General features: G+C 65.3%; 25 protein-coding genes and 1 riboswitch. Of the genes, 12 read left to right on the top strand and 13 right to left on the bottom strand.

Annotated features, from left to right (window positions below):
- Positions 1 to 457 (top strand): S24 family peptidase (locus tag HU766_RS23440; protein WP_273028043.1); only part of this gene is annotated, 457 nt, incomplete at its 5' end.
- 287 nt (positions 458 to 744) lie between these two features.
- On the opposite strand, the gene HU766_RS23445 is transcribed toward HU766_RS23440, so the two are convergent.
- Complete coding sequence (locus tag HU766_RS23445) at positions 745 to 3,684, bottom strand: TonB-dependent receptor (protein ID WP_238338674.1); 2,940 nt, start codon at positions 3,682 to 3,684, stop codon at positions 745 to 747.
- 188 nt (positions 3,685 to 3,872) lie between these two features.
- Here HU766_RS23445 and HU766_RS23450 point away from each other — a divergent pair, with 188 nt between their 5' ends.
- From HU766_RS23450 to HU766_RS23485, 8 genes are all read left to right on the top strand, one after another.
- Positions 3,873 to 4,412: a sigma-70 family RNA polymerase sigma factor gene (locus tag HU766_RS23450; RefSeq protein ID WP_033703427.1), complete on the top strand. Its 540-nt coding sequence runs from the start codon at positions 3,873 to 3,875 to the stop codon at positions 4,410 to 4,412.
- A complete protein-coding gene (locus HU766_RS23455; RefSeq protein ID WP_186661082.1) occupies positions 4,405 to 5,349 on the top strand; it encodes a FecR domain-containing protein in 945 nt (314 codons plus the stop codon). The genes HU766_RS23450 and HU766_RS23455 overlap by 8 nt, the downstream gene beginning before the upstream one ends.
- A 30-nt stretch (positions 5,350 to 5,379) precedes the next feature.
- On the top strand, positions 5,380 to 6,276 hold the full coding sequence (locus tag HU766_RS23460) for an alpha/beta hydrolase (protein ID WP_186661084.1): 897 nt from the start codon (positions 5,380 to 5,382) through the stop codon (positions 6,274 to 6,276).
- A 162-nt stretch (positions 6,277 to 6,438) separates the two neighbouring features.
- A riboswitch (FMN riboswitch) is annotated at positions 6,439 to 6,580 on the top strand.
- An 80-nt stretch (positions 6,581 to 6,660) separates the two neighbouring features.
- The gene (gene ribB / locus HU766_RS23465; protein ID WP_047583482.1) at positions 6,661 to 7,311 is read left to right on the top strand and encodes a 3,4-dihydroxy-2-butanone-4-phosphate synthase; all 651 of its coding nucleotides are present in this window, start codon (positions 6,661 to 6,663) and stop codon (positions 7,309 to 7,311) included.
- Positions 7,312 to 7,425: 114 nt separating this feature from the next.
- Positions 7,426 to 7,668: an exodeoxyribonuclease VII small subunit gene (locus HU766_RS23470; protein ID WP_033703432.1), complete on the top strand. Its 243-nt coding sequence runs from the start codon at positions 7,426 to 7,428 to the stop codon at positions 7,666 to 7,668.
- The gene (ispA, locus tag HU766_RS23475; RefSeq protein ID WP_033703434.1) at positions 7,665 to 8,552 is read left to right on the top strand and encodes a (2E,6E)-farnesyl diphosphate synthase; all 888 of its coding nucleotides are present in this window, start codon (positions 7,665 to 7,667) and stop codon (positions 8,550 to 8,552) included. Before HU766_RS23470 ends, ispA begins: the two co-directional genes overlap by 4 nt.
- A 96-nt stretch (positions 8,553 to 8,648) precedes the next feature.
- On the top strand, positions 8,649 to 10,544 hold the full coding sequence (gene dxs, locus HU766_RS23480) for a 1-deoxy-D-xylulose-5-phosphate synthase (RefSeq protein WP_033703435.1): 1,896 nt from the start codon (positions 8,649 to 8,651) through the stop codon (positions 10,542 to 10,544).
- Between the two features lie 124 nt (positions 10,545 to 10,668).
- Positions 10,669 to 12,543, top strand: coding sequence for a TonB-dependent receptor (locus tag HU766_RS23485; protein WP_186661088.1), 1,875 nt, complete (start codon positions 10,669 to 10,671; stop codon positions 12,541 to 12,543).
- Here HU766_RS23485 and HU766_RS23490 read toward each other — a convergent pair.
- From HU766_RS23490 to nrdR, 12 genes are all read right to left on the bottom strand, one after another.
- The gene (locus tag HU766_RS23490) at positions 12,521 to 13,333 is read right to left on the bottom strand and encodes a cobalamin-binding protein (protein ID WP_186661093.1); all 813 of its coding nucleotides are present in this window, start codon (positions 13,331 to 13,333) and stop codon (positions 12,521 to 12,523) included. The genes HU766_RS23485 and HU766_RS23490 overlap by 23 nt on opposite strands.
- Positions 13,333 to 13,752, bottom strand: coding sequence for a hypothetical protein (locus tag HU766_RS23495; protein WP_047583478.1), 420 nt, complete (start codon positions 13,750 to 13,752; stop codon positions 13,333 to 13,335). Before HU766_RS23495 ends, HU766_RS23490 begins: the two co-directional genes overlap by 1 nt.
- Positions 13,749 to 14,366 carry a GTP cyclohydrolase II gene (gene ribA / locus HU766_RS23500; RefSeq protein ID WP_033703440.1) on the bottom strand — a complete coding sequence of 206 codons (618 nt, stop codon included), beginning with the start codon at positions 14,364 to 14,366 and terminating at the stop codon, positions 13,749 to 13,751. Before ribA ends, HU766_RS23495 begins: the two co-directional genes overlap by 4 nt.
- Before the next feature lie 160 nt (positions 14,367 to 14,526).
- Complete coding sequence (locus tag HU766_RS23505; RefSeq protein ID WP_186661096.1) at positions 14,527 to 15,270, bottom strand: transporter substrate-binding domain-containing protein; 744 nt, start codon at positions 15,268 to 15,270, stop codon at positions 14,527 to 14,529.
- Between the two features lie 16 nt (positions 15,271 to 15,286).
- Positions 15,287 to 15,790, bottom strand: a complete 504-nt coding sequence (locus HU766_RS23510) for a phosphatidylglycerophosphatase A (RefSeq protein ID WP_033703443.1) — start codon at positions 15,788 to 15,790, stop codon at positions 15,287 to 15,289.
- Positions 15,787 to 16,755: a thiamine-phosphate kinase gene (thiL, locus tag HU766_RS23515; RefSeq protein WP_186661107.1), complete on the bottom strand. Its 969-nt coding sequence runs from the start codon at positions 16,753 to 16,755 to the stop codon at positions 15,787 to 15,789. Before thiL ends, HU766_RS23510 begins: the two co-directional genes overlap by 4 nt.
- A gap of 18 nt (positions 16,756 to 16,773) precedes the next feature.
- A complete protein-coding gene (gene nusB / locus HU766_RS23520; RefSeq protein WP_033703445.1) occupies positions 16,774 to 17,274 on the bottom strand; it encodes a transcription antitermination factor NusB in 501 nt (166 codons plus the stop codon).
- The gene (gene ribE, locus HU766_RS23525; RefSeq protein ID WP_003255395.1) at positions 17,271 to 17,747 is read right to left on the bottom strand and encodes a 6,7-dimethyl-8-ribityllumazine synthase; all 477 of its coding nucleotides are present in this window, start codon (positions 17,745 to 17,747) and stop codon (positions 17,271 to 17,273) included. The genes nusB and ribE overlap by 4 nt, the downstream gene beginning before the upstream one ends.
- A gap of 91 nt (positions 17,748 to 17,838) precedes the next feature.
- The gene (gene ribBA, locus HU766_RS23530) at positions 17,839 to 18,930 is read right to left on the bottom strand and encodes a bifunctional 3,4-dihydroxy-2-butanone-4-phosphate synthase/GTP cyclohydrolase II (protein WP_033703446.1); all 1,092 of its coding nucleotides are present in this window, start codon (positions 18,928 to 18,930) and stop codon (positions 17,839 to 17,841) included.
- A gap of 18 nt (positions 18,931 to 18,948) precedes the next feature.
- Positions 18,949 to 19,614: a riboflavin synthase gene (locus HU766_RS23535; RefSeq protein WP_033703448.1), complete on the bottom strand. Its 666-nt coding sequence runs from the start codon at positions 19,612 to 19,614 to the stop codon at positions 18,949 to 18,951.
- Positions 19,615 to 19,656: 42 nt separating this feature from the next.
- Entirely contained in the window at positions 19,657 to 20,787 is a 1,131-nt protein-coding gene (gene ribD, locus HU766_RS23540; protein WP_186661115.1) for a bifunctional diaminohydroxyphosphoribosylaminopyrimidine deaminase/5-amino-6-(5-phosphoribosylamino)uracil reductase RibD, read from the bottom strand.
- Positions 20,788 to 20,789: 2 nt separating this feature from the next.
- Positions 20,790 to 21,254 carry a transcriptional regulator NrdR gene (nrdR, locus tag HU766_RS23545; protein WP_016393425.1) on the bottom strand — a complete coding sequence of 155 codons (465 nt, stop codon included), beginning with the start codon at positions 21,252 to 21,254 and terminating at the stop codon, positions 20,790 to 20,792.
- Between the two features lie 105 nt (positions 21,255 to 21,359).
- Between nrdR and HU766_RS23550 the strand changes: the two genes are divergently transcribed.
- The 3 genes from HU766_RS23550 to trxA are packed head-to-tail and all read left to right on the top strand — an operon-like array spanning position 21,360 to position 23,376.
- The gene (locus tag HU766_RS23550) at positions 21,360 to 21,812 is read left to right on the top strand and encodes a YbaY family lipoprotein (RefSeq protein WP_033703450.1); all 453 of its coding nucleotides are present in this window, start codon (positions 21,360 to 21,362) and stop codon (positions 21,810 to 21,812) included.
- Positions 21,813 to 22,472, top strand: a complete 660-nt coding sequence (locus tag HU766_RS23555) for a 50S ribosomal protein L11 methyltransferase (protein WP_186661117.1) — start codon at positions 21,813 to 21,815, stop codon at positions 22,470 to 22,472.
- A gap of 31 nt (positions 22,473 to 22,503) precedes the next feature.
- Entirely contained in the window at positions 22,504 to 23,376 is an 873-nt protein-coding gene (gene trxA / locus HU766_RS23560; protein WP_186661119.1) for a thioredoxin, read from the top strand.
- Positions 23,377 to 23,386 lie beyond the last annotated feature (10 nt).

The following is a 23,386-nucleotide window of genomic DNA, read 5'->3' on the forward strand; positions in this document are numbered from 1 at the left end:
CGACACCCCGCCCACCCCGCTGTCGGCCCACGGCGGCCGGATGCTGCAAGTGCCCCTGCACGAATTGCATAACGGCCGGCTTGCCCCGGTTGCCAGCAAGCACCTGCGCCTGCCCTGCAAGGCACTGAAGACCTTGGGCGTTGCCGCAGACCAGGCGATCTGCCTGGCCATGCCTGCCGCCAACATGGCCCCGCTGATCCCGCAGGAGGCCACCTTGGCTGTGGACCTGGGCATGACCCAGGTAATCGAGGGCGAAACCTACGCCCTGCTGCACAATGGCACGCTCAGGGTAAACAACCTCAGCCTCGGCCAGCATGGCACCCTGTACCTGCACAGCCACGACCGGCGCAACTACGCCGTCGAGCGCTACACCCGCGCCCAACGCCAGGCACAGGGCCTGGAGATTATCGGCTGGGTCTTCCACTGGTCGCATTTCCGCCGGCAGCGCCCCGGCTGAAACACACTGTGCCATTTTTTGCTGGGCATCCTGCGCGAGCCCTTGTATGCTACGCGGCACATTTAGCCCCGACCGGCGCAAGCCGCGGTCCAGAGGGCTCGGCGACACCCCATACGGGCGTTTGCCATCTCTATCAGGTCCTTGTGACCACACAGTTAAGGCGGTTGCGGCTTACCATAAATTAGTCGGAAGCGTCCCCGAGAAGCCGGCCACAAGCCGGCTTTTTAATGCCTGCAGAAAATGCAGGACGATGGCAAAACCCGCTGCGCCACCACCCTCACCTGCCATCAGAACCGCGCCACCATCCCCATCCGCACCGTGCGCCCCGGTGCCGGCATGAAGCTCTGCGCCAGTGGATCCAGGTAATAGCGATCGGTCAGGTTCTGCAGCGAAACATTCACCTCGGTGTTCTCCAGCAACTTGTACTTGAGGAACAGATCGAACAGTGCCACCGAGCGGTACTCGACCTGCGGCGTGGTGGCGCCGGACTGCCAGGGTTTGTCGAGGGTGCTGGTGGGGCCGGAGGTGTAGGTCACGCGCCCGCCCAGCGTCAACGCCTCGTCGAAGAAGCGCAGGCCGGTGGTCAGGTTGCCTGAGAAGCGCGGCGGGTTCTGGGTGTTGGTATAGGAGCCCATGAAGCTGCCCGGGGTGCAGTTGGGCGTGTCCTGGGTCTTCTGGTAGGGGTTGGCCGTGGCGCGCAATTTGCTGGCAAACGCCGCGTCGCAGGTTTCGGTCTTGAGGTAGTAAGTGGCCGACAGGTCGGCGAACACGCGGCCGGCATCGTAGTGCGATTGCAGCTCAAGGCCACGGGTGCTGAAACTGTCGGTGTTGCTGAAGGTCATCTGGCCCCACAAACCTGGGCTTGGGTCGTAGTAACGGGTGATGTAATTCTTGATGTGGTTGTCGAAGAAGGCCAGTTTGATCGCCGCCGAGTCGTGCGCGGTAAAGAGGTTGTCGCGCAAGGCGCTGACGCCGATTTCCCAGCTCTGCGAGCGTTCAGGCTTGAGGCTTTTGCCGGGGGTGACTTGCTGGGTGCCCTGGCTGGTCTCGAACAGTGAAGGCAGGCGCAGGCCTTGGGTGTAGGTGACGTAGAAGAACGTGTCGGGTATCAGCTCGACATTGATGCCGAAAGCCGGCGCGAAGCCGCCGCCGCTACTGCTGCCCTGCGGGGTGTGGTCGTAGCCTGTGACCACGCTGCTGATGCCTTCTGGGTTGACCTCCACGCGGGTCGCACCGAAGTCGTTGAAGCGCACGCCGTTGAACGGCTCGTTGCTGTTGCCGAAGACGATGCCGTTGTTCAGGCGCGGGTCGGTGGCGTCGGTGTACTGGCCGTTCTGGTCGGGGAACCAGGTCATGCTGCCCCAGCCCTTGGGGCCGCTCGCCGAGATATAGCGCACCTCGCGATCCTCACGCCGGGCGCTGGCCAGCACGGTGTTGTCCTTGGTGCGGAAGTGGCTGTACCGGCCACCACCCCACAGGGTCAGTTGCTCGATCGGCTGGTACTCGAGCTTGCCGTTGAAGCTGAACGCCTGCCTGGATGCATCGCGCAGGGTGCGGTTGGCATCGATGTCGTGCTGGGTGATCAGCACATTCTTCTGCGGTTGCAGGTCTTCAAGCTGGAACGCGCCGCCCAGGTCCAGTGTGAAGTCGCCATGGGCGGTCTGGAATTTGGAGACGTTGCTCAGGTCGCCGCCGATGCGGCGGTTGTCCTGCCGTGTCCAGCTGCGGTCCGTACGAAACAGCTGGGAAACCGGTGCAGTCCATGACGAACTCAACGTGCTGGTCTTGGCGTCGGTCATCCACAGGTTGCTGGTCAGGTCGACCCACGGGTTACCGGCAGGCAGGTAGTGATAGCGCGCGGTGTAGGTATCGATCTTCACCTCGCCCAGGGGGTACTGGTAGATACCCGCAGTGCCGTAGCGGTAGATGTCAGAAGGCATGATTTCGGCGCTACGCCCATCGTAGCGGCGGTAGCCCAAGTCCAAGGTGTGATCGTCGGCGATGCGCCAGGTGGCCTTGAGCAGGTACGAGTCGGTTTTCGAGGAAGAGTTGAGCACTTCCTCGCCCGCGTTGTAGGTGCTCGCCACGCTGGGCTGTTCACTGCCGTACTGGTTATAGATGCGGTAGCGATCCTGGCCCTTCTTGCCGGAGAAATAGTTACCTTGATTGCGGTGCGCATATGCCGCCACCACGTCCAGGCGCTCGCTGGTGAAGGCAAACGCGGCACTGCCAGATTCAGCCTCGGAGCCGAACAGGCTGGCGCGGTTGTCGCGGGGTGGCGCGGTGAGGTTTTCATCCTTGGCGCTGGCGCTGCGATGAGCGGGGGCTACGCCGTTGTCCCAGAGGTCGCCCTTGAGGCGCACGCCGACCTGGTTGCCGTCGACCAGAATGTCCTGCACGCCGATAGTCTGCATTTCAACCGTGCCGCCAATCGCCCCAGACTTGGTCGACGGGCCTTTGTTCACGGTCAGGCTGCTGATCAGGTCGGGGTCGATGTAACTGCGTTGCTGGGTGCCGCCATAACCGCGATAGACGTCCAAGGCCTGCTCCGAACCATCGACCTTGACTGCCACCCGGCTCTGCCCCTGGATACCGCGGATGTTGACGTCCAGGGCACCGCCATTGCGCGTGTCACCGACCTGCACGCCGGGCACGCCGTTGAGCAGATCGCCTGCGGAAACACGGCCGAAGCGGTCGATCTGTTCGCTGTTCAGGTGCACCGAAGAGCGTGGCGCCCTGTAGGTATGCGCCTCTGGCCCCTGGGCGGCGGCCTCGACCATCGTCGGCGATAACTCGGCCGCCGCATTCGGCGCAGCGCGCTGGGCGATCAGCACGTAGCTGCCGGTCGAGCTCGGCACCAGTTGCAACCCGGCGTTGGCCAGCAACCGCTGGATACCCTCGCTGACTGTATACCGGCCCTTCAAGGCCGGCGCCGTACGCCCACGGGTCAACTCAGGGTCGTAGGACACCAGTAGCCCGGACTGGCTGGTGAAGCTGCCCAGGGCTGCGCCCAGCGGGCCCGGGGCAATGTTGTAGTCACGCGGTGTGGCATCGTCCAGGCGGGTGGCGGCGAGCGCAGCCGTGCCGGTGTCCTGTGCCAGGGCCAGGCTGCTGTTCAACAGGCCGGCGCCGCAGCAGCCGATCATCGTGCAACGCAGGGCAAACGTGATGGGCGCCAAGCAAAATCGAGGGCGCGGAGCAGGTGAAGGACAACGTACTGGGAGCATGCTTATCTCGCTCGTAGGGTTTGCGCCCACCACTGGCTGCGGGCTGTTACCTCCTCTGTCGCACGAGATCGAAAAAAGGATATGGGGGCATGAGCACCGGCTGAATTTACCGATTCGGCCTTGTGATCTGAGCAATTCTAGTGATAATGGTTTTCATTTGCGACCGTCATGTACCGATTCAACCGACGATGAATGCGCCCTTTTCCCCGCCGAACAGTACCGAACCGTGCAGCGTCGAGACGCTGTACATCGAGAATCACGCCTGGTTACGCAACTGGCTCGCCTACCGGCTGAGGTCGTGGGGGCGCGGCGTGGCCGATGATCTGGCGCACGATATCTTCTTGCGGGTGCTGACCAGCCGAGAGGGCGCGCGGGCCGAACCGATCCGCCAGCCGCGCGCCTACCTGACCCGCATCGCCAATTGCGTACTGGTCAGTTGGCGCCGCCGGCAGTCGCTGGAACGCGCCTGGCTCGAAGCCCTGCTGCTGCTGCCAGAACCCGAGCACCCTTCGCCTGAGCTGCAAAGCGTGATCCTGGAAACCCTGCACGAGATCGATGCGCTGCTCGACACCTTGCGCCCACGGGTCAGGCAGGCGTTTCTGATGGCGACGCTGGACGGCATGAAGCAGAAGGACATCGCCGTAGCCCTGAACATCGCATTGCCGACCGTCAAGAAGTACATCCACGAGGCCTACCTCACCTGCCTGACGCAGATGCCCGATGAATAGCGGCACTGCCACGCTTGACGCTGCCATCCCCCAGCAGGTGCTTGCCCAGGCGGCCTCCTGGCTGATGCTGATGCAGGAGGGGCCGTTGCTGCCGGCCCAACAGCGCGAGCTGGAGCGCTGGCGGCTTGCCAGTGCCGACCACGAGCGCGCGTGGAAACGGGCGCAGCACCTGCTCACGCGCCTGGGCAGCGTGCCGCCCACGCTGGCCAAGCAGACCTTGGACCGCCCGACGGGCAGGCGCGCCGTGCTGCGCGGGCTGCTCCTGCTGATGGGCGTCGCCCCCCTCAGTTGGTGGGCATGGCGCTCGCAGGTCGGCGACTACCGGACGTCGCTGGGCGAGCGCCAGCACGCACGGCTGGCCGACGGCACGCAGATCACCCTCAACAGCGACAGCGCGGTGGACGTGCTGTTCGATAGCGCGCAACGCTTGCTGCACCTGCGCCGGGGCGAGCTGTACATCGTTACCGCTGCCGACCCCCGCCCACTCCTGGCGCAGACCCAGCAGGGCCAGTTGCTTGCCCTGGGCACGCGGTTCAGCGTGCGCCAACTGGCCGATGAAACCGTGCTCGCCGTCTATGAAGGCGCTGTGCAGGTACGCCCTGAGCGCGCCAGCGTGGCACCAGGCGAGCACATCATCCGGGCCGGGCAACAAGTGCGCTTCAGCCGTGAGCACCTGGGCAGCATCGAGGCGGTGCGGGAAACCACCCTGGCTTGGCGTAACGGGCTGCTGGTGGCCGACGACATGCCGCTGCGCCAGTGGACCCAAGAACTGACGCGCTACACCGACCAGCACCTTGAATGCGACCCTGCCCTGGGCGAGCTGCGGGTGTCTGGCACGTTCCCGGTCGATGACTTGCCACTGGCCTTGGCCATGCTGGCGCAAACCTACAGGCTGCAGGTTCGCCCGACCGGCCGGCAGGTGTTGATCAGCCGTTGACCACCCTATACGACCGAGCGAGATTCCCCGATGAGCAAGATGCCCCTGTACCTGGCCATGGCCATGGCCCTGGCCCTGGCTGCGCCCGCCGCTTTGGCCAAGCCGGAACGCGAGCAGAAGATGGACACGTCACTGCTGCAGCGCCAGGACCTGGCCTACCGCTTCAGCCAGCTGGACCTGGATTCGGCCGACGGCCAGCGCCATTACCGCCTGTGGGTCGGCAAACCGGACCGCCCAGCCCCCGCCGCAGGCTACCCGGTACTGTGGATGCTCGACGGCAATGCCGCGCTGGGCGCGCTGGACAGCGCACAGCTGAGCAAGCTCGCCGCAGGCCAGGCGCCGTTGCTGGTGGCCGTGGGTTACCAGACCGATCAGCGTATCGACCGAACTGGGCGGACCTATGACTACACCCCGTCGGTACCTGGGCAGGCGCAGCAGCGTGACCCGCTGACCGGCCAGCCCAGCGGCGGCGTGGATGCGTTCTTCGACCTGCTGAGCCAGCGCATGCGGCCGAGGGTGGCCGCCGTGGCGCCGATCGACCTGCAGCGGCAAACATTGTGGGGGCATTCCTATGGTGGCCTGGCGGTGCTGCATGCGCTGTTTACCCGGCCGGCCGAGTTCAGTGACTACGCAGCGGCCAGCCCGTCGTTGTGGTGGCGTGACGGGGTGATTGTTGGCGAAGCCCAGGGGCTGCAACAGCGTTTGGGTGATCACCGCCCGAGGTTGCTGCTGATGCGTGGTGGCGACGAGCCTTCGAGCCCGCGTGCATCTATGAAAAGCGATGGGGAGCAGCCGGCGCAAGTGCTGGCAGCGGACCTGGCCGACGTGAAGGGTTTGCAGGTGCGGTTCGAGCGGTTTGACGGATTGGGGCATGGGCCGATGTTGCCGGCCTCGCTGAAGAAAGTGATCGACGAGATGTCTCGGTAAACTTGTTCCGGCCTCCTTCGCGGGGCAAGCCCGCGCCTACTGGATCACCACGGGTTCTGAAGGCGACAGAAGCCCTTCTGTTGCTTCAGTTTCACCGCCCACGGTCGCCTAAGGTCTTAGCCGCGCGGGTTGCCAGCAGGGTGGCACTGTGCTGTATGCTTGGCCGGTCTTCAGGGCGGGGTGCAAGTCCCCACCGGCGGTAAATCGAAAGATGAGCCCGCGAGCGCCCCGGCCATGCCGGGGGTCAGCAGATCTGGTGAGACTCCAGAGCCGACGGTCATAGTCCGGATGAAAGAAGGCGTCAGGCAGGGGCCATTCGGGCGCCTCTGCGCGCGCGTTTTGTTCGCCCCGAGACGTTCATCGATCATTCACGAGGAGCGTTTCATGTCACCTATGCTGCAAAAGCAATTCCCCAACCTTTCTGCCGCCATCGCCGCCTTCCAGGCCGGGCGCCCCGTGCTGCTGCTGGACGACGACGACCGCGAGGACGAAGCGGACATCATCGCCGCCGCCGAAAACATCTCGTTGCAAACCATGGCCATGATGATTCGCGACTGCAGCGGCATCGTCTGCCTGTGCCTGGACGAAGCCACCGTGGACGCACTGCAGCTGGCGCCGATGGTGCAGAACAACCAGGCGCGCCACGGCACCGGCTTTACCGTCACCATCGAAGCGGCCGAAGGCATCACCACCGGCGTTTCGGCGCACGACCGGATTACCACCATCGCGGCGGCGCTGAGCTCGACAGCCGAGCAACGCCATATCGTCAGCCCTGGCCACGTGTTCCCGCTGCGTGCGCGCAACGGCGGGGTGCTGACCCGTCGTGGCCATACCGAGGGTTCGGTAGACCTGGCGCGCCTGGCCGGGCTGCGGCCGGCAGCGGTGCTGTGCGAGCTGATGAACCCCGATGGCAGCATGGCCCGCGGGGAGCAGGTGGCGGTGTATGCGCGGCAGTACAATTTGCCGGTGCTGACCATTGAAGAGCTGGCGCAGTATCGCGAGGCGATGGTGGCCCGCGAAGCCGAGATTGCCTGATAAACCGGCGGGGCCGCGCTGCGGCCCCAAAGCCTGGCTGACGTTCACAAGTTTGCTCCCCCCGCCCTGCTCTGCTAGTGTCGCGCCGTTAAGAACGCCACCGAGACAGCCGCCATGGCCCGCAAAAAAGCCTCCCTCGATTTCGAGCAATCCCTCGCAGACCTGCAAGCCCTGGTCGAGCGCCTGGAGAACGGCGAGTTGTCGCTGGAAGATTCGCTGGCCGCCTTCGAGCAAGGCATCGCCCTGACCCGCGATTGCCAGGGCGCACTGGCCCAGGCCGAACAGAAGGTGCAGATTCTTCTGGAACGCGACGGCGAGCTGGCAGCCCAACCCTTCGACGCCGAGCCGCAAGCATGATCAACAGCTACCAGGCCAACTGCCAGGCCCGCGTCGACGCCGCCCTCGAACCCCTGTTCGAAGCGCCAACCAAAGAGCTCGAGCGGCTCTATGCCGCCATGCGCTACAGCGTGATGAACGGCGGCAAGCGTGTGCGCCCGCTGCTCGCCTACGCGGCCTGCGAAGCGTTGGGTGCGCCTGCCGAACAGGCCAATGGCGCGGCCTGCGCGGTCGAGCTGATCCACGCGTACTCGCTGGTGCATGACGACCTGCCGGCGATGGACGACGACGACCTGCGCCGCGGCCAGCCCACCACCCACAAAGCCTTCGACGAAGCCTGCGCCATCCTGGCCGGTGACGGCCTGCAGAGCCTGGCCTTCAGCGCCCTGCTCGACACACGCCTCAGCCCGCAGTCCGACACCCTGCGCCTGGCCATGGTCCAGGCCCTGGCCAAGGCTGCCGGCCCGGCGGGCATGGTCGGCGGCCAGGCCATCGACCTGGGGTCGGTGGGTATCAAGCTGGACCAGCAAGCCCTGGAATTCATGCACCGGCACAAGACCGGTGCGCTGATCGAAGCCAGCGTGCGCCTCGGCGCCCTGGCCAGCGCCCGCGCCGAACAGGCGCAACTGGATGCCTTGCAGACCTACGCACAGGCCATCGGCCTGGCGTTCCAGGTGCAGGACGACATCCTCGACGTAGAAAGCGACACCGCCACCCTGGGCAAGCGCCAGGGCGCCGACATCGCACGAGACAAACCGACCTACCCGGCCCTGTTGGGCCTGGAAGCCGCCAAGGCCTATGCCATCGAACTGCGCGACCAGGCGCTGGTCGCATTGCAAGGGTTTGGGGAAAATGCCGAGCCCCTGCGGGCGCTGGCACGCTATATCGTCGAACGCCGCAACTAAGCACCGACGCCAATCCCGCACAACCCGTGGTCGAATGGGCACTTTTCCCACAATGGGGTAAACTGCCGCGTCTTCACACCTATAACGACTCGCCTGATGCCCACGACGTTTCAAGAGATCCCCCGCGAACGCCCGGTCACGCCGTTGCTCGACCGCGCTGACACGCCTGCCGGCCTGCGCCGGCTGGCCGAAGCCGACCTGGAGACCCTGGCCGACGAGTTGCGCCAGGAACTGCTCTACACCGTGGGTCAGACCGGTGGGCATTTTGGCGCCGGCCTGGGCGTCATCGAGCTGACGATCGCCCTGCACTACGTCTTCGACACCCCGGACGACCGGCTGGTGTGGGACGTCGGCCACCAGGCCTACCCGCACAAGATCCTCACCGGCCGCCGCCAGCGCATGCTCAGCCTGCGCCAGAAGGACGGCATCGCCGCCTTCCCGCGTCGCAGCGAGAGTGAATACGACACCTTCGGCGTCGGCCACTCCAGCACCTCGATCAGCGCAGCGCTGGGCATGGCCATCGCCGCCCGCCTGCAGAACAGTGCACGCAAGTCGATCGCGGTGATCGGCGACGGCGCCCTGACCGCCGGCATGGCTTTCGAGGCGTTGAACCACGCCCAGGAAGTCAACGCCGACATGCTGGTGATCCTCAACGACAACGACATGTCGATTTCGCGCAATGTCGGCGGCCTGTCCAACTACCTGGCCAAGATCCTCTCCAGCCGCACCTACGCAAGCATGCGCGAGGGCAGCAAGAAGGTGCTCTCGCGCCTGCCTGGCGCCTGGGAAATCGCCCGCCGCACCGAGGAATACGCCAAAGGCATGCTGGTCCCAGGCACCCTGTTCGAAGAACTGGGCTGGAACTACATCGGCCCGATCGACGGCCACGACCTGCCGACCATGATCGCCACCCTGCGCAACATGCGTGACCTCAAGGGCCCGCAGTTCCTGCACGTGGTGACCAAAAAGGGCAAGGGCTTCGCCCCGGCCGAAGTCGACCCGATCGGCTACCACGCCATCACCAAGCTCGAACCTGCCGACAAGCCCGCCGCGCCGAAGAAGCCCAGCGGGCCCAAGTATTCCGCTGTGTTCGGCCAGTGGCTGTGCGACATGGCCGCCAGCGACAAGCGCCTGGTCGGCATTACCCCGGCGATGAAGGAAGGCTCTGATCTGGTCGACTTCAGCGAACGCTACCCGGAGCGCTACTTCGACGTGGCAATTGCCGAGCAGCACGCGGTGACCCTGGCTGCAGGCATGGCCTGCGAAGGCAGCAAGCCGGTGGTGGCGATCTATTCGACGTTCCTGCAGCGCGCCTATGACCAATTGATCCACGACGTGGCGGTGCAGAACCTCGATGTGCTGTTCGCCATCGACCGCGCCGGCCTGGTCGGCGAAGACGGCCCGACCCACGCCGGCAGCTACGACCTGTCGTACCTGCGCTGCATCCCCGGCATGCTGGTGATGACCCCGAGCGACGAGAACGAGCTGCGCAAGATGCTCACCACCGGCCATCTGTACAACGGCCCGGCGGCGGTGCGCTACCCACGCGGTACGGGCCCCAACGCGCCGATCAGCAGCGACCTTGAACCCTTGGAGATCGGCAAGGGCGTCATCCGCCGCCAGGGTGAGAAGGTCGCCTTGCTGGTGTTCGGCGTGCAGCTGAGCGAGGCCTTGCAGGCTGCGGAGCAGATCAATGCCACAGTGGTCGACATGCGCTTCGTCAAGCCGCTGGACGAGGCACTGGTACTCGAACTGGCTGCCAACCATGAGCTGCTGGTAACCATCGAAGAGAACGCCATCATGGGCGGTGCGGGGGCTGCCGTGGGCGAGTTCCTGGCCAGCCAGGCGGTGACCAAGCCGCTGCTGCACCTGGGGCTGCCAGACCTTTATGTCGAGCATGCCAAGCCTGCGCAGATGCTGGCAGAGTGTGGGCTGGATGTGGCTGGGATCGAGGCTTCGGTCAAGGCTCGGATGGCCAAGCTCGGGCTGTAATCCTTGGGGCCGCTTTGCGGCCCATTCGCGGGACAAGCCCGCTCCCACAAGTACATCACTCTTCTCGAGAACAGTGACAAACCTGTGGGAGCGGGCTTGTCCCGCGAATAGTCTGGAACTGCCCATGAAAATCCCGAGCTTCACCGCCACCCTCCTGTGCCTGCCACTTCCGCTCCTGGCCGCTGAACGCGACAACGCCCTGAAACTGCCCGACGTCCTGATCAGCGCCAACCGCCAGGTCGAGTCGCGCACCGCCACCAGCGCCGCCAATACCGTCTTCACCCGCGCCGACATCGACCGCCTGCAACCCACCAGCGTCACCGACCTGCTGGCCCGTGTCCCAGGCGTGCAAGTGGCCCCCACCGGCGGGCGCGGCAGCGTGCCCGGCATTTTCATCCGCGGCACCAAGGCGGCGCAGAGCCTGGTACTGGTGGATGGCGTACGCATCGCCAACGCCACCTCTGGCGACAGTGGCCTGCAGTTTCTCGACGTTGACCAGATAGAGCGTGTCGAGGTGCTGCGCGGCTCCCGCTCGGCGGTATACGGCAGCGACGCCATGGGTGGCGTGATCCAGATCTTCACCCGCCGCAGTAGCGGCCCCGGGCTGCAGCCACGCCTGCGCCTGGCCGCCGGCAGCAACCAGACCTGGCAGCGCAGCCTGGGCCTGTCCGGTGGCGACGGCGCCACCCGCTTCAACCTGGGTGCCAGCCTGGACGAGACTGCCGGCATTGACGCCACAGGCCCCTCCTTTGCCAGCGACGGCGATCATGATGCGTTCCGTAACAAGTCACTCAACCTGAGCCTCAGCCACACCTTCGGCGAACGCTTCGAGGCAGGCCTGAACCTGCTCGACAGCCGCGGGCGCAGTGAATACGACAATCCGTACGGTGGCTTTGACCCGGTCACTTTCGAAAGCTTCGGGCAAAAACCCTACACCGACTTCAGCGTCAGCAGCCTGCGCACTTACTTCGACGCCCAGCTCAACAACACCTGGCATTCACGCCTGGAGCTTGCCCACAGCGAAAACCGTGACGACAAACGCGACAAGCTCAGCGATGAGCACTCCGTGTTCAACACCTATCGCGATCAGGTTACCTGGCAAAACGACCTGGCCCTGGGTGAGCAGCACAACCTGTTGATCGGCGGCGATTGGTACGAAGACCGCGTGCACGCCAACACCGATTTCAACAAGGACAGTCGCTGGAACCGCGCCGCCTTCATTCAGCATCGGTACAAGGGCGAGCGGTTCTCCACCGAACTGGGGGTGCGCCGCGACCAGAACCAGCAGTTCGGCGGCCAGACCACCTGGAGCGGTAGCCTTACCGTGCCCTTGAACGCGCACAATGATGTGCTGCTGTCCTACAGCGAAGGCTTCCGGGCACCGACATTCAATGACCTGTATTACCCACAGTTCAGCAACCCCGACCTGAACCCGGAGCATTCCCGAAGCTACGAGCTGCAATGGCGCAGCCAGCTTACCGCCGACAGCCGCCTGGAGACCTCGCTGTACCGCACCGACCTGCGCGACGCGATCATCTTTGGCCAGGACTCGATCCCACGCAATGTCGCCTCGGCGCGGGTCAACGGGTTTGAACTGTCGCTCGACCAGCAATGGGGCGCGTGGCGCAGCCAGCTGGGGCTGGCGCTGATCGACCCACGTGACCGCGACAGCGGCCATACCCTCGCCCGCCGTGCCCGCCGTACCGTGAGCCTGGACCTGGACCGCGCATTCGGGCCGTTCAGCGTGGGCGGGAGCTGGCAAGCCGTCAGCAGCAGCTACGATGACGAAGCCAACCGCAACCGGCTCGCCGGCTTCGGCCTGCTCGGCCTGCGGGGTAGCTGGGCAGCAACGGATGAGCTGAAACTGGAAGCGAAGCTGGACAACCTGCTGGACCACCGCCACAGCCGTGCCCGGTACAGCTACGAGGGCGCCAGCCACGGTTACCGCGAGGAAGGCCGCACTGTGCTGCTGAGCGTCACCTGGACGCCGGCGCTCTAGCGTCGAGCAACGCACACAGGCGCGCGGTGGCCTCGATCATCTGCCCGCTGGGCCGCTCCAAGCCCTTGTCCGGCACCACCAACAGACGATCACTGGCCACAGCACTCAGACGTGGCCAAGCCTCCCAACTTGCCAGCTGCGCCTGGTCACCCGCCAGAATCACCTGGGGGTCCTGCAGCAATACAGATTCCACGCTCACCTGGGGCGCCGGCTGGCTCAGATCGGCGAAAACATTGCGTGCGCCGCACACGGCCAGGGCATCGCTGACCACCTGCCGGCCACCGAGGGTGTACAACGGCTTGTCCCAGACTTGATAGAACACCCGCAGCGGCTGCTCACGCCGATACTGCTGACGCAGGTGCCGCAGCCTGTCGCGCAAGGTTTGCGCATAATGCCGGCCCTGCTGGTCACGGCCGACGCGCTGGGCGATGGCTTCGATCTGATCGATCAATTGGTCAATGCTATGGGGCTCGGCGCTGAACGTGGCGATGCCCAGGCGCTTGAGCTGATGACGCTGCGCTGGCGCGACACTGCCCGGCCACAGCAGCAGCAAGTCAGGCTTCAAGCTGAGCAGGCGCTCCATGTTCAGTTGCCCCAGACGGCCCACAGAAGGCACATCCTGCAGCGCTGGCGGGCGCTCGCCGCCATCGAGCATGCCGACCAGCAGATCATCGGCCTGCAGCTCGAGCATGATCTCGCTCATCGAGGGCGCCAGGCTGACCACCCGCAGCGGCTCAGCCGCGCTGGCGGCACAGGCGCACAGCGCCAGCAGCCAGAGGAATACGCGCATCAGCCCAGCTGACGCGGAATGCGGTACAGGTAGAGCACGACCACCGTGGACAGTGCCAGAAGAATCTGCGGCACCGCCTCCAGCCCCACCAGCACCGACAACGCGGCGACCCAGGCAGGGAAGCAGGCATACAGCATGGCCAGCCGCCGCACCCGCGCCAGCTCGATCCAGGCTGCCGGCTCCTCGCTGCTGCCGAGCACCTTGGCGGTACTGATCAAGGCACGCTTGTAAGCGCCAAAGCGCGGCAGGCTGAGGAACATGGTCGCCGCACCGGCGATGAACAACGGCATGGCCAGCACCGGGATCAATGGATCACCGCCACCAAAAGCCCAGGCCATCACCGGCAGCGGCACCAGGCCTATCGCCAGGTATTGCCACCAGGCCAGGGCCAGGCGCCGCTTGACCTCGGCGCGGGTCACGCCTGGGGCACCTCGCCCTGGTGTTCGTTGCCCAGCATGTGGCCGAGCTTGCCGGCCTTGGTGGCCAGGTAGTAACGGTTGTGCGGGTTGTGCCCGGTATGCAGCGGCACACGTTCAGCGACGACGATGTTCATGTCGGTCAGGGCCTTGACCTTGCGCGGGTTGTTGGTCATCAGGCGCAGGGCCTTCACCCCCAGGTGCTCGAGCATCGGCAGGCAGATGGCATAGTCGCGCTGGTCGGCGGCAAAGCCCAGGCGTTCGTTGGCTTCGACGGTATCGGCGCCGCCGTCCTGCAGTTCGTAGGCGCGGATCTTGTTCAACAGGCCAATGCCGCGGCCTTCCTGGCGCAGGTACAGCAGCACGCCACGGCCTTCACGGGCGATGGCCTGCAGGGCAGCTTCCAGTTGCGAGCCGCAGTCACAGCGCTGGCTGAACAGGGCATCGCCGGTCAGGCACTCGGAATGCAGGCGCCCCAGCACCGGCTCGCCGTCCGCGATATCACCCAGGCTGAGCACCACATGCTCACGGCCGGTGGCTTCGTCGAGAAAGCCATGCATGGTGAAGGTCGCAAAGGGCGTCGGGAGTTTAGAGGCGGCAACAAAGACGACGGGCACGTTGTGCTCCTGGCATAAGTAGGAAATTTCTGTTGCGGCGATTGTATCAGCAGGTCGGCACCTGTGCGCTGGCTGAATACCGTCGCTTAAGATCGAAAAGTTCGATGCTTAGCAGAGGCCCGCCCTCAAGACGCCGAACCTGTATGGGAGCGGGTAGCGCTCACTGCGGCTGGCTGTCGGTGGTGAACGGATACGGCTGTTTCCAGTGCTCGAAAATCGGCTTCAATTCACCGCTGCGCACCAGCTCGGCCATGCGCTTGTCGAACAGGTCGCGCAGCGCCTTGGACTTTTCGTTGTGGGCAAATGCCAGGTACAGCGGTAGCTCGGCGACATGGGTTTTACGAAAACGCGCAGGCTCGGAAGCCTGGCCCAGCACGTAGTCGACTTCGGTCAACGCATCGATGTAGAAGTCCACTCGGTCATGCTCGAGCATCGGCAGAATGCCTTCGCGGCGCTGGATTTCGCGGAAGTTGTGCGCATTGGGCAGATAGCTGGCGTAGTCGTAGCCGCGCACCCAGGCCAGGCGATACTGGCCGACCGTGCTGGGTGTGGGCACAGGCTTGGCGACCAGCCCCAGGGCGTAGATATGGTCCATGTCGAAGTGCCAACGCGGGTAGAGGTTGTCGTCAGCCTCGTCCTTGTAGGAGCCGACCCAGGCATCGGCCTCGCCCCGTTTGACCAGACCCACCGCACGGCTGTAAGGCGCGCTCTGGGTAACGACCTTGACCCCGGCAGGCTCGAACACCTTGCGCAGTACATCCCAGGCAACCCCGCTACCGTCGGCGTTGGTGTAGTCGAGCCATTCTTCGCTGACCAGATGGACCTGCTTCGGCACACCTTCGGCCGCCCCCACCCAGGGAGCAAAGCCCAGCAGCATTGCCAACAGCACAGTCCTTATGGCCATCTACGCGCTCCCTGCCTCAGGCAACCGCCCACACCAGAACCTGCATACCCAGCCAGGCGAACACGCCGGCCAGGACGTCGTCGAGCATGATCCCGACCCCGCCATGCACATGGCGGTCGATCCAGCGAATCGGCCATGGCTTGAGGATGTCGAAGAAGCGGAACATCAGGAACCCCGCCAGCAACCATTGCCAGCCTTCCGGCACCAGCCAGAGGGTGATCCACATGCCCACCATCTCGTCCCAGACAATGCCCTCATGGTCATGCACGCGCAAGTCATTGGCGACTTTGCCGCACAACCAGAAGCCGAACAGCATGGTCACGCCCAGCAGCAGCCAGTAACCCCAGTCTGGCAGCATCTGCCACAGCGGGATGAACGGTATGGCCACCAGCGAGCCCCAGGTGCCCGGCGCCTTGGGCAAGGTGCCGGAGCCGAAGCCGAAGGCGATGAAGTGCCAGGGGTTGCGCCAGACCGAGGGCGGAACGAACTCCGCAGGCACCTGATTGGGGTGATCGGTCACGGTGTCTCCCTAAAATGTTGATAGCCGCGTTGCCGCGGGGTGATGTCCTGGCCCTGCCGGTCACGCAGGCTGACGCCCTGGCCCTCAAGCACGCGCCCGATGACATGAAACGCCGCCAGGCCTTGCGCCTGCAGGGATGAAAGCTGCGCCGGCGGTAAAGTGAACGCCAGCACATAGTCGTCGCCACCGGTCAGGGCCGCCTGCACCGCGGCCTCATGGCCGAGCAAACCCTGCAGAGCGGATGACATCGGCACCTGCTCCAGGTTCACCTCGAGCGCCACGCGGGAAGCCTTGGCAATATGCCCGCAGTCGGCCAGCAGGCCGTCGGAGATGTCCAGTGCCGCGCTGGCTCGCCCGCGCAACAGCTGCCCCAGGGCGAACTGCGGCGAAGGCGACCAGTAGTGATCGAGCAGCGGCTGGGCCAGTGCGGCCTCGGCCTGGCGCTGGCCCAGGACCAACGGCAAGGCGCCGGCGGCGTTGCCCAGCTCACCCCCCACGCACAGAAGGTCACCCGGGCGAGCACCACCACGGCGCAACGCCTGCCCGGCCGGCACGCGGCCAAACACGGTCATGGTGATACTCAAGGGGCCGCGGGTGGTGTCACCGCCAATCAGGCTCAGCTGGCAACGCCGGGCCATACGGTTAAGGCCGTCAGCGTAGGCTTGCAGCCAGTCGGCGCTGACATCGGGCAAGGTCAGGGCAAGGGTGAAGCCGATGGGGGTGGCGCCCATCGCCGCCAGGTCACTGGCGGCCACGGCCAGCGAGCGCTGGCCAAGCAGCAAGGGGTCGCAGACCGCAGGGAAGTGCACGCCGGCCACCAGGGTGTCGGTGGACACCGCCAGTTGCTCGCCCGCAGGCAAATCCAGCAGCGCGCAATCGTCACCGATGCCCAGGGCCACGCCTTCACCACCTTGCGCACAGGGCGCGGCGGCGAAGTAATGGCTGATCAGCTCGAACTCACCCATGGTCGGCCAGCGCCGGGATCAGCGCTTGTTCGCCTTGGCTTCCGCTTCGCGCAGCGAAGGGGCGAGCTTGTCCAGCACACCGTTGACGAACTTGTGGCCGTCGGTGGCACCGAAGACCTTGGCCAGCTCGATACCTTCGTTGATCACCACGCGATATGGTACATCGACGCGCATCATCAGTTCCCAGGTGGACAACCGCAGCACAGCCAGTTCGACAGGGTCGAGCTCTTCCAGCGCCAGCGCCAGGCAAGGCTTCAGGGCCGCGTCGATCTCGTCCTTCTTGGCCGGGACCCCATGCAGGATCTCGCGGAAGTAGGCGCCATCGACATCGGTGAAATCGTTATCGACCCGGAACTGCGCTTCGATCTCGTTTACCGACTGACGCGCCATGTGCCACTGGTACAGCGCCTGTGTCGCGAGCTTGCGGGCTTCGCGGCGCTTGGCGCTCTTCGAGGGCTTGCCGGCATCCGCAGGTTTTGGATCGCGCGGGTTGAAACGATCGCTTTCGTCGCTAATCACTTGGCCTCCAACTGCGCCAGCAGGCTGACCATTTCCAGAGCGGACAGGGCAGCTTCAGCACCTTTGTTACCAGCCTTGGTGCCGGAACGCTCGATGGCCTGTTCGATGGAGTCGACGGTCAGAACGCCGAAGGCCACCGGAACACCGAACTCCATGGACACCTGGGCCAGGCCCTTGGTGCATTCGCCCGCCACGTATTCGAAGTGCGGGGTACCACCGCGGATCACGGCGCCCAGGGCGATGATCGCGTCGTACGCGCCTTGCTGGGCGACCTTCTGTGCTACCAGCGGGATTTCGAACGCGCCCGGGGCACGGATGATGGTGATGTCGCTTTCGCTGACACCGTGGCGTACCAGGGCATCAACGGCACCGCTTACCAGGCTTTCGACGACGAAGCTGTTGAAGCGGCCAACCACCAAAGCATAGCGACCTTTGGGGGCGATGAAGGTACCTTCGATGGTCTTCAGGGTCATTCCGATGTTCTCATGTTCAAGAGCGAGGCCGCATACAAGCGGCCTCGGCAGGGGTCTGGACTCGAGTAGAGGGCGTCAATGCCGCCTCAAGTCACTCGGAGGGCACGTATTCTACAACTTCCAGATCGAATCCGGATATCGCATTGAACTTCATCGGCGAACTCATCAGGCGCATCTTGCGCACACCGAGGTCGCGCAGGATCTGCGAACCGGCACCCACGGTGCTGTAGGTGGTCGGTACCTTGGTCGGTGCATCGCCCGCGCTTTCGCGGATGTGCGCCAGCAGCACGTCGCCGTCCAGCGGGTGGCCCAGCAGCAGGACCACGCCGCTGCCAGCTTCGGCCACGGCAGCCATGGCGGCGCGCAGGCTCCAGCGGCCCGGTTGCTTGACCAGCAGCAGGTCGCGCAGCGGGTCCATGTTGTGCACGCGCACCAGGGTCGGCTCTTCGGCGCAGATATTGCCCAGGGTCAGGGCCATGTGCACGTCGCCTTCCACCGCATCGCGGTAGGTGACCAGGTTGAACTCGCCCAGCTCGCTCTCCACCGGCTGCTCGGAGACGCGTTGTACGGTGCGCTCGTGGATCATGCGGTAGTGGATCAGGTCGGCGATGGTGCCGATCTTCAGGCCGTGCTCGGCGGCGAACACTTCCAGCTCGGCGCGGCGCGACATGGTGCCGTCATCGTTCATCACTTCGCAGATCACGCCGCTCGGCTCGAAGCCGGCCATGCGCGCCAGGTCGCAAGCGGCCTCGGTGTGGCCGGCGCGGGCCAGGGTGCCGCCCGGCTGGGCCATCAGCGGGAAGATGTGGCCCGGGCTGACGATGTCCTCGGCCTTGGCGTCCTTGGCAGCGGCAGCTTGCACGGTACGTGCGCGGTCGGCAGCGGAAATGCCGGTGGTGACACCTTCGGCGGCCTCGATCGACACGGTGAACTTGGTGCCGAAGCCGGACCCGTTACGCGGCGCCATCAGCGGCAGCTTGAGCGTTTCGCAGCGCTCGCGGGTCATCGGCATGCAGATCAGGCCACGGGCATGCTTGGCCATGAAGTTGATGTGCTCAGGCAGGCAGCACTCGGCCGCCATGATGATGTCGCCTTCGTTCTCGCGGTCTTCGTCATCCATGAGGATGACCATTTTGCCCTGGCGGATGTCTTCGACCAGTTCTTCGATGCTGTTGAGCGCCACTCGGCACCCCCTTCTCAATCAGGATTTCAAGAAGCCGTTGGCGGCCAGGAAGCTTTCGGTAATGCCACTGCCCTTGCTCGGTTCGCCAGCCTTGTCGCCCAGCAGCAGACGCTCCAGGTAACGGGCCAGCAGGTCGACCTCAAGGTTTACCCGACGCCCTGCGCGATAGTCGGCCATGATGGTTTCGGACAGGGTGTGCGGGACAATGGTCAGCTCGAACTCGGCGCCATTGACCTCATTGACCGTCAGGCTGGTGCCGTCGACGGTGATCGAACCCTTGTGGGCGATGTACTTGGCCAGCTCCTTGGGTGCACGCACGCGGAACTGGATAGCGCGGGCGTTATCGCTGCGCGAGATGATTTCGCCGACACCGTCGACGTGGCCGCTGACCAGGTGGCCGCCCAGGCGGGTGGTGGGGGTCAGGGCCTTTTCCAGGTTGACCTTGCTGCCGCTCTTGAGGTCGATGAAGGCGGTGCGCTTGAGGGTTTCGACGCTGACGTCGGCCCAGAAGCCATCGCCCGGCAGTTCGACGGCGGTCAGGCATACGCCGTTGACGGCGATGCTGTCGCCGAGCTTGACGTCACCCAGGTCGAGCTTGCCGGTCTCGACGTAGACGCGCACGTCGCCACCTTTGGGGGTCAGGCTGCGGACAGTGCCGATGGATTCGATGATGCCGGTGAACATGGGGTCTTCCTCAAGAACGGGTTGCGCAGGGCAAGCCTGGCATTATACGCCGGGCGCCGGCAGGGGGATGGCCGTGACCCGCCAGTCATCGCCCACCGCGCGCATTTCGGTAATTTTCAGTCGCGGCGCTTCGCTCATCGTTGCCAGGGGCCACTCCAGCAGCGGGCGGGCCTGGGAGCCAAGGAAGGTACCGGCGACGAACAACTGGTACTCGTCGATCAGGCCTTGCCGGGCGAACGCACCGGCAAGGCCGGCGCCGGCTTCCAGCAGAATCTCGTTGACGCCACGCTGGGCCAGCACACGCATCAACGCGGGCAGGTCGACCTGGCCACCGGCGCCTGGCAGGCTCAGCAGCTCGTGGCCCGCCTCGGCGTACCGCGCATCTGCTGCGGCAGCCGTCACCACCAGGGCCGGGCCGGCCAGGAAGAACGGCGCATCCAGCGCCAGCCGCAGGCGGCCATCGATCAACACGCGCAGCGGTGGGCGGCTCAATGCCAGGGCACGGGTTTCATCATCCAGGCCTAGCTCTGCGCCACGCACGGTCATGCGTGCGTTATCGGCCAGCACGCTGGCGGCGCTGGTGAGCACCACACTTGAACGGGCGCGCAGGCGCTGCACCGCAGCACGGGCGGCAGGGCCGGTGATCCATTGGCTTTCGCCGCTGGCCATGGCGGTGCGGCCGTCCAGGCTCATGGCCAGCTTGGCCCTGACGAACGGCAGGCCGTGCTCCATGCGCTTTAGAAAGCCTGGGTTGAGGGCCCGAGCCTCGGCTTCGAGCACGCCGCTGTGGACCTCGATACCCACCGCTGCCAGGCGCCGCAGCCCCTGCCCCGCTACCTGTGGGTTGGGGTCCTGCATCGCTGCCACCACGCGGGCCACGCCGGCCTCGACCAGAGCTTCGGCGCACGGCGGCGTGCGGCCATGGTGGCTGCAGGGTTCGAGGGTGACATAGGCGCAGGCGCCGCGGGCACGCTCACCGGCCTGTCGCAGGGCATGCACCTCGGCATGCGGCTCACCGGCGCGCACGTGCCAGCCCTCGCCCACCACCTCGCCATCGCGCACGATCACACAGCCCACGCGCGGGTTGGGGTGGGTGCTGTAGACACCCTTGCGAGCCAGTTCCAGGGCACGGGCCATGTAGTGGGCGTCGAGAATCGCGGTCTGGCTGGGCATGCTCACTCTTTGGCTGGCTCACGGGCCAGGCGGTCGATTTCTTCGCGGAATTCGTCGAGGTCCTGGAAGCGTCGGTACACCGAGGCGAAGCGGATATACGCCACTTCGTCGAGCTTGCGCAGCTCGGCCATCACCAGCTCACCCACCACCAGTGACTTGACTTCGCGCTCGCCGGTGGCGCGCAGGCGGCTCTTGATGTGCGCCAGCGCCGCTTCCAGGCGTTCGACGCTGACCGGGCGTTTTTCCAGTGCCCGTTGCATGCCTGCACGCAACTTGTCTTCGTCGAAGGGCTGGCGCGTGCCGTCTTGCTTGATCAGCCGCGGCAGCACCAGTTCGGCAGTTTCGAAGGTGGTGAAACGTTCGCCGCAGGCGACGCACTCGCGACGGCGGCGCACTTGCTCGCCCTCGGCGACAAGACGAGAGTCGATGACCTTGGTGTCGTTGGCACCGCAAAAGGGACAGTGCATGGTGGCAGGCAACAAAAAAAGGGAGGGCCATGGTAGCGCATCCCACTGGCAAGACAAGCCAAAGGGGTTAACATCCAGGGAAATCTGCCCCTGAAGGATGACCCAATGCACCATCGAGCGCTCGTCGTGCTGTGCTGCGCCGCCTTGCTTGCCGCTTGCGGTAGCGACCGGCCCAAGCCCGAACAGGCCCAGGCGCCCGCGCCAGCAAAATCGGCCAAGAAAACCCAGCCCCTTGGCCCGCTGCCCGCCTACCAGCGCGAACTGAGCGGTACCTTGCTGGAAGTCCCGGCCGGGGCCGATGTGGAGCTGGCCCTGCTGGTCATCGACGAACGCGACCGCCCGCAACGCTTGCTGGCCAGCAGCAACCTGAGCGGCACCGGGCAGGCGCTGCCTTACCAGTTGCGCTTCAACCCCGAGGCTTTTCCGGCCGGTGCCCGGGTAGAGCTGCGTGGCCGTGCCAGCCGCTCTGGCCAGCTGATCATGCACCTTCCGCCGGTACGCATTACCCAGGCACAGACCCAGGCCACCGGGCCGCTGCGCTTCGAGAAGGCACCGTAAGTGGCACCCCTGGCACTGCAACAGGCCCTCAGCGGCCTGATCGGCGAAGCGCGCCTGGTGGCCAGCGAGCTGCCTGAGTGCGAACTGAAGCTCTGGCTGATCGACGACCAGAACATGGACCGCGCATTCAGCAGCGAAGAAACCCGGCGCATCCTCGAAGAGCCACCCTACTGGAGCTTCTGCTGGGCCAGCGGCCTGGCCATGGCCCGTTACTTGGCTGCACACCCGCACTGGGTGGCCGGCAAGCGCGTGCTCGATTTTGGCGCCGGCAGCGGTATCGCCGGCATTGCCGCAGCCCGCGCTGGCGCCCTGGAAGTGGTGGCCTGCGACCTCGACCCGCTGGCCCTCGACGCCTGCCGCGCCAACGCCGCGCTGAACGGGGTGGCGCTGGGTTACAGCAGCGATTTCTTCGCCGAGGACGACCGCTTCGACCTGATCCTGGTCGCCGATGTGCTGTATGACCGCGCCAACCTGCCCCTGCTCGACGCCTTCCTCGGCCGTGGTCGCCAGGCCCTGGTGGCGGACTCACGGGTTCGCGACTTCTGCCACCCGCTGTACCGGCAATTGGGCGTGCTCGACGCACTGACCCTCCCGGACCTGGCCGAGCCCCACGAATTCCGCCGGGTCAGCCTGTACCACGCTAGCCGCGAGCCTTTATAGTGGTGCCATTCACGAGTTTGCGAGAGTCGCGATGAGCCAAGACACGCCGTACATTTTCGACGCCACCGATGCCACCTTCCAGCAACTGGTCATCGAGAACTCTTTCCACAAGCCGGTGCTGGTGGACTTCTGGGCCGAGTGGTGCGCCCCGTGCAAGGCGCTGATGCCCTTGCTGGCGAAGATCGCCGAGGGTTACCAGGGCGAGCTGCTGCTGGCCAAGATCAACTGCGACGTAGAACAGCAGGTGGTCGCCCAGTTCGGCATCCGCAGCCTGCCGACCGTGGTGCTGTTCAAGGACGGCCAGCCGGTCGATGGTTTTGCCGGTGCGCAGCCGGAGTCGGCGATCCGCGCACTGCTCGAACCGCACGTGCAAATGCCTGCCGCCCCTACCGCTTCGCCACTGGAACAGGCCAAGGCTCTGTTCGCCGAGAGCCGTTTTGCCGAAGCCGAAGCGCTGCTGCAGACGCTGCTTGGCGAAGACAACAGCAATGCCGAGGCGCTGATCCTGTACGCCCGTTGCCTGGCCGAACGGGGTGAATTGGGCGAGGCCGAGACGGTGCTGGACGCGGTCAAGACCGATGAGCACAAGGCCGCCCTGGCCGGGGCCAAGGCGCAGCTGACCTTCCTGCGCCAGGCCGCCAGCCTGCCAGAAGTCGCCGACCTGAAAAGCCGCCTGGCGCAGAACCCGGAAGACGACGAAGCGGCCTACCAGTTGAGCATTCAGCAGCTCGCCCGCCAGCAATACGAGGCGGCGCTGGAGGGGCTGTTGAAGCTGTTCAAGCGTAACCGTGGCTATGAAAACGGGTTGCCGCAGAAGGCCATGCTGCAAGTGTTCGAGTTGCTGGGGAGTGATCATCCGCTGGTTGGGGTGTACCGCCGCAAGCTGTCTTCAGCCATGTTCTGACCCGTAGCAG

Source organism: Pseudomonas sp. SWRI77, assembly GCF_014269105.1.
Classification (GTDB): domain Bacteria; phylum Pseudomonadota; class Gammaproteobacteria; order Pseudomonadales; family Pseudomonadaceae; genus Aquipseudomonas; species Aquipseudomonas capeferrum.

Bases quoted from the DNA above. Each gene is read 5' to 3' on its own strand.
- ribD (WP_186661115.1), bottom strand. From the start codon at position 20,787: ATGCCCAGCCAGACCGCGATTCTCGACGCCCACTACATGGCCCGTGCC.
- HU766_RS23505 (WP_186661096.1), bottom strand. From the start codon at position 15,270: ATGGCCATAAGGACTGTGCTGTTGGCAATGCTGCTGGGCTTTGCTCCC.
- ispA (WP_033703434.1), top strand. From the start codon at position 7,665: ATGATCAACAGCTACCAGGCCAACTGCCAGGCCCGCGTCGACGCCGCC.
- nrdR (WP_016393425.1), bottom strand. From the start codon at position 21,254: ATGCACTGTCCCTTTTGCGGTGCCAACGACACCAAGGTCATCGACTCT.
- HU766_RS23455 (WP_186661082.1), top strand. From the start codon at position 4,405: ATGAATAGCGGCACTGCCACGCTTGACGCTGCCATCCCCCAGCAGGTG.
- HU766_RS23450 (WP_033703427.1), top strand. From the start codon at position 3,873: ATGAATGCGCCCTTTTCCCCGCCGAACAGTACCGAACCGTGCAGCGTC.
- HU766_RS23490 (WP_186661093.1), bottom strand. From the start codon at position 13,333: ATGCGCGTATTCCTCTGGCTGCTGGCGCTGTGCGCCTGTGCCGCCAGC.
- thiL (WP_186661107.1), bottom strand. From the start codon at position 16,755: ATGGGTGAGTTCGAGCTGATCAGCCATTACTTCGCCGCCGCGCCCTGT.
- ribE (WP_003255395.1), bottom strand. From the start codon at position 17,747: ATGACCCTGAAGACCATCGAAGGTACCTTCATCGCCCCCAAAGGTCGC.
- ribB (WP_047583482.1), top strand. From the start codon at position 6,661: ATGTCACCTATGCTGCAAAAGCAATTCCCCAACCTTTCTGCCGCCATC.
- HU766_RS23460 (WP_186661084.1), top strand. From the start codon at position 5,380: ATGAGCAAGATGCCCCTGTACCTGGCCATGGCCATGGCCCTGGCCCTG.
- dxs (WP_033703435.1), top strand. From the start codon at position 8,649: ATGCCCACGACGTTTCAAGAGATCCCCCGCGAACGCCCGGTCACGCCG.
- HU766_RS23535 (WP_033703448.1), bottom strand. From the start codon at position 19,614: ATGTTCACCGGCATCATCGAATCCATCGGCACTGTCCGCAGCCTGACC.
- HU766_RS23550 (WP_033703450.1), top strand. From the start codon at position 21,360: ATGCACCATCGAGCGCTCGTCGTGCTGTGCTGCGCCGCCTTGCTTGCC.
- HU766_RS23445 (WP_238338674.1), bottom strand. From the start codon at position 3,684: ATGCTCCCAGTACGTTGTCCTTCACCTGCTCCGCGCCCTCGATTTTGC.
- HU766_RS23485 (WP_186661088.1), top strand. From the start codon at position 10,669: ATGAAAATCCCGAGCTTCACCGCCACCCTCCTGTGCCTGCCACTTCCG.
- HU766_RS23470 (WP_033703432.1), top strand. From the start codon at position 7,426: ATGGCCCGCAAAAAAGCCTCCCTCGATTTCGAGCAATCCCTCGCAGAC.
- trxA (WP_186661119.1), top strand. From the start codon at position 22,504: ATGAGCCAAGACACGCCGTACATTTTCGACGCCACCGATGCCACCTTC.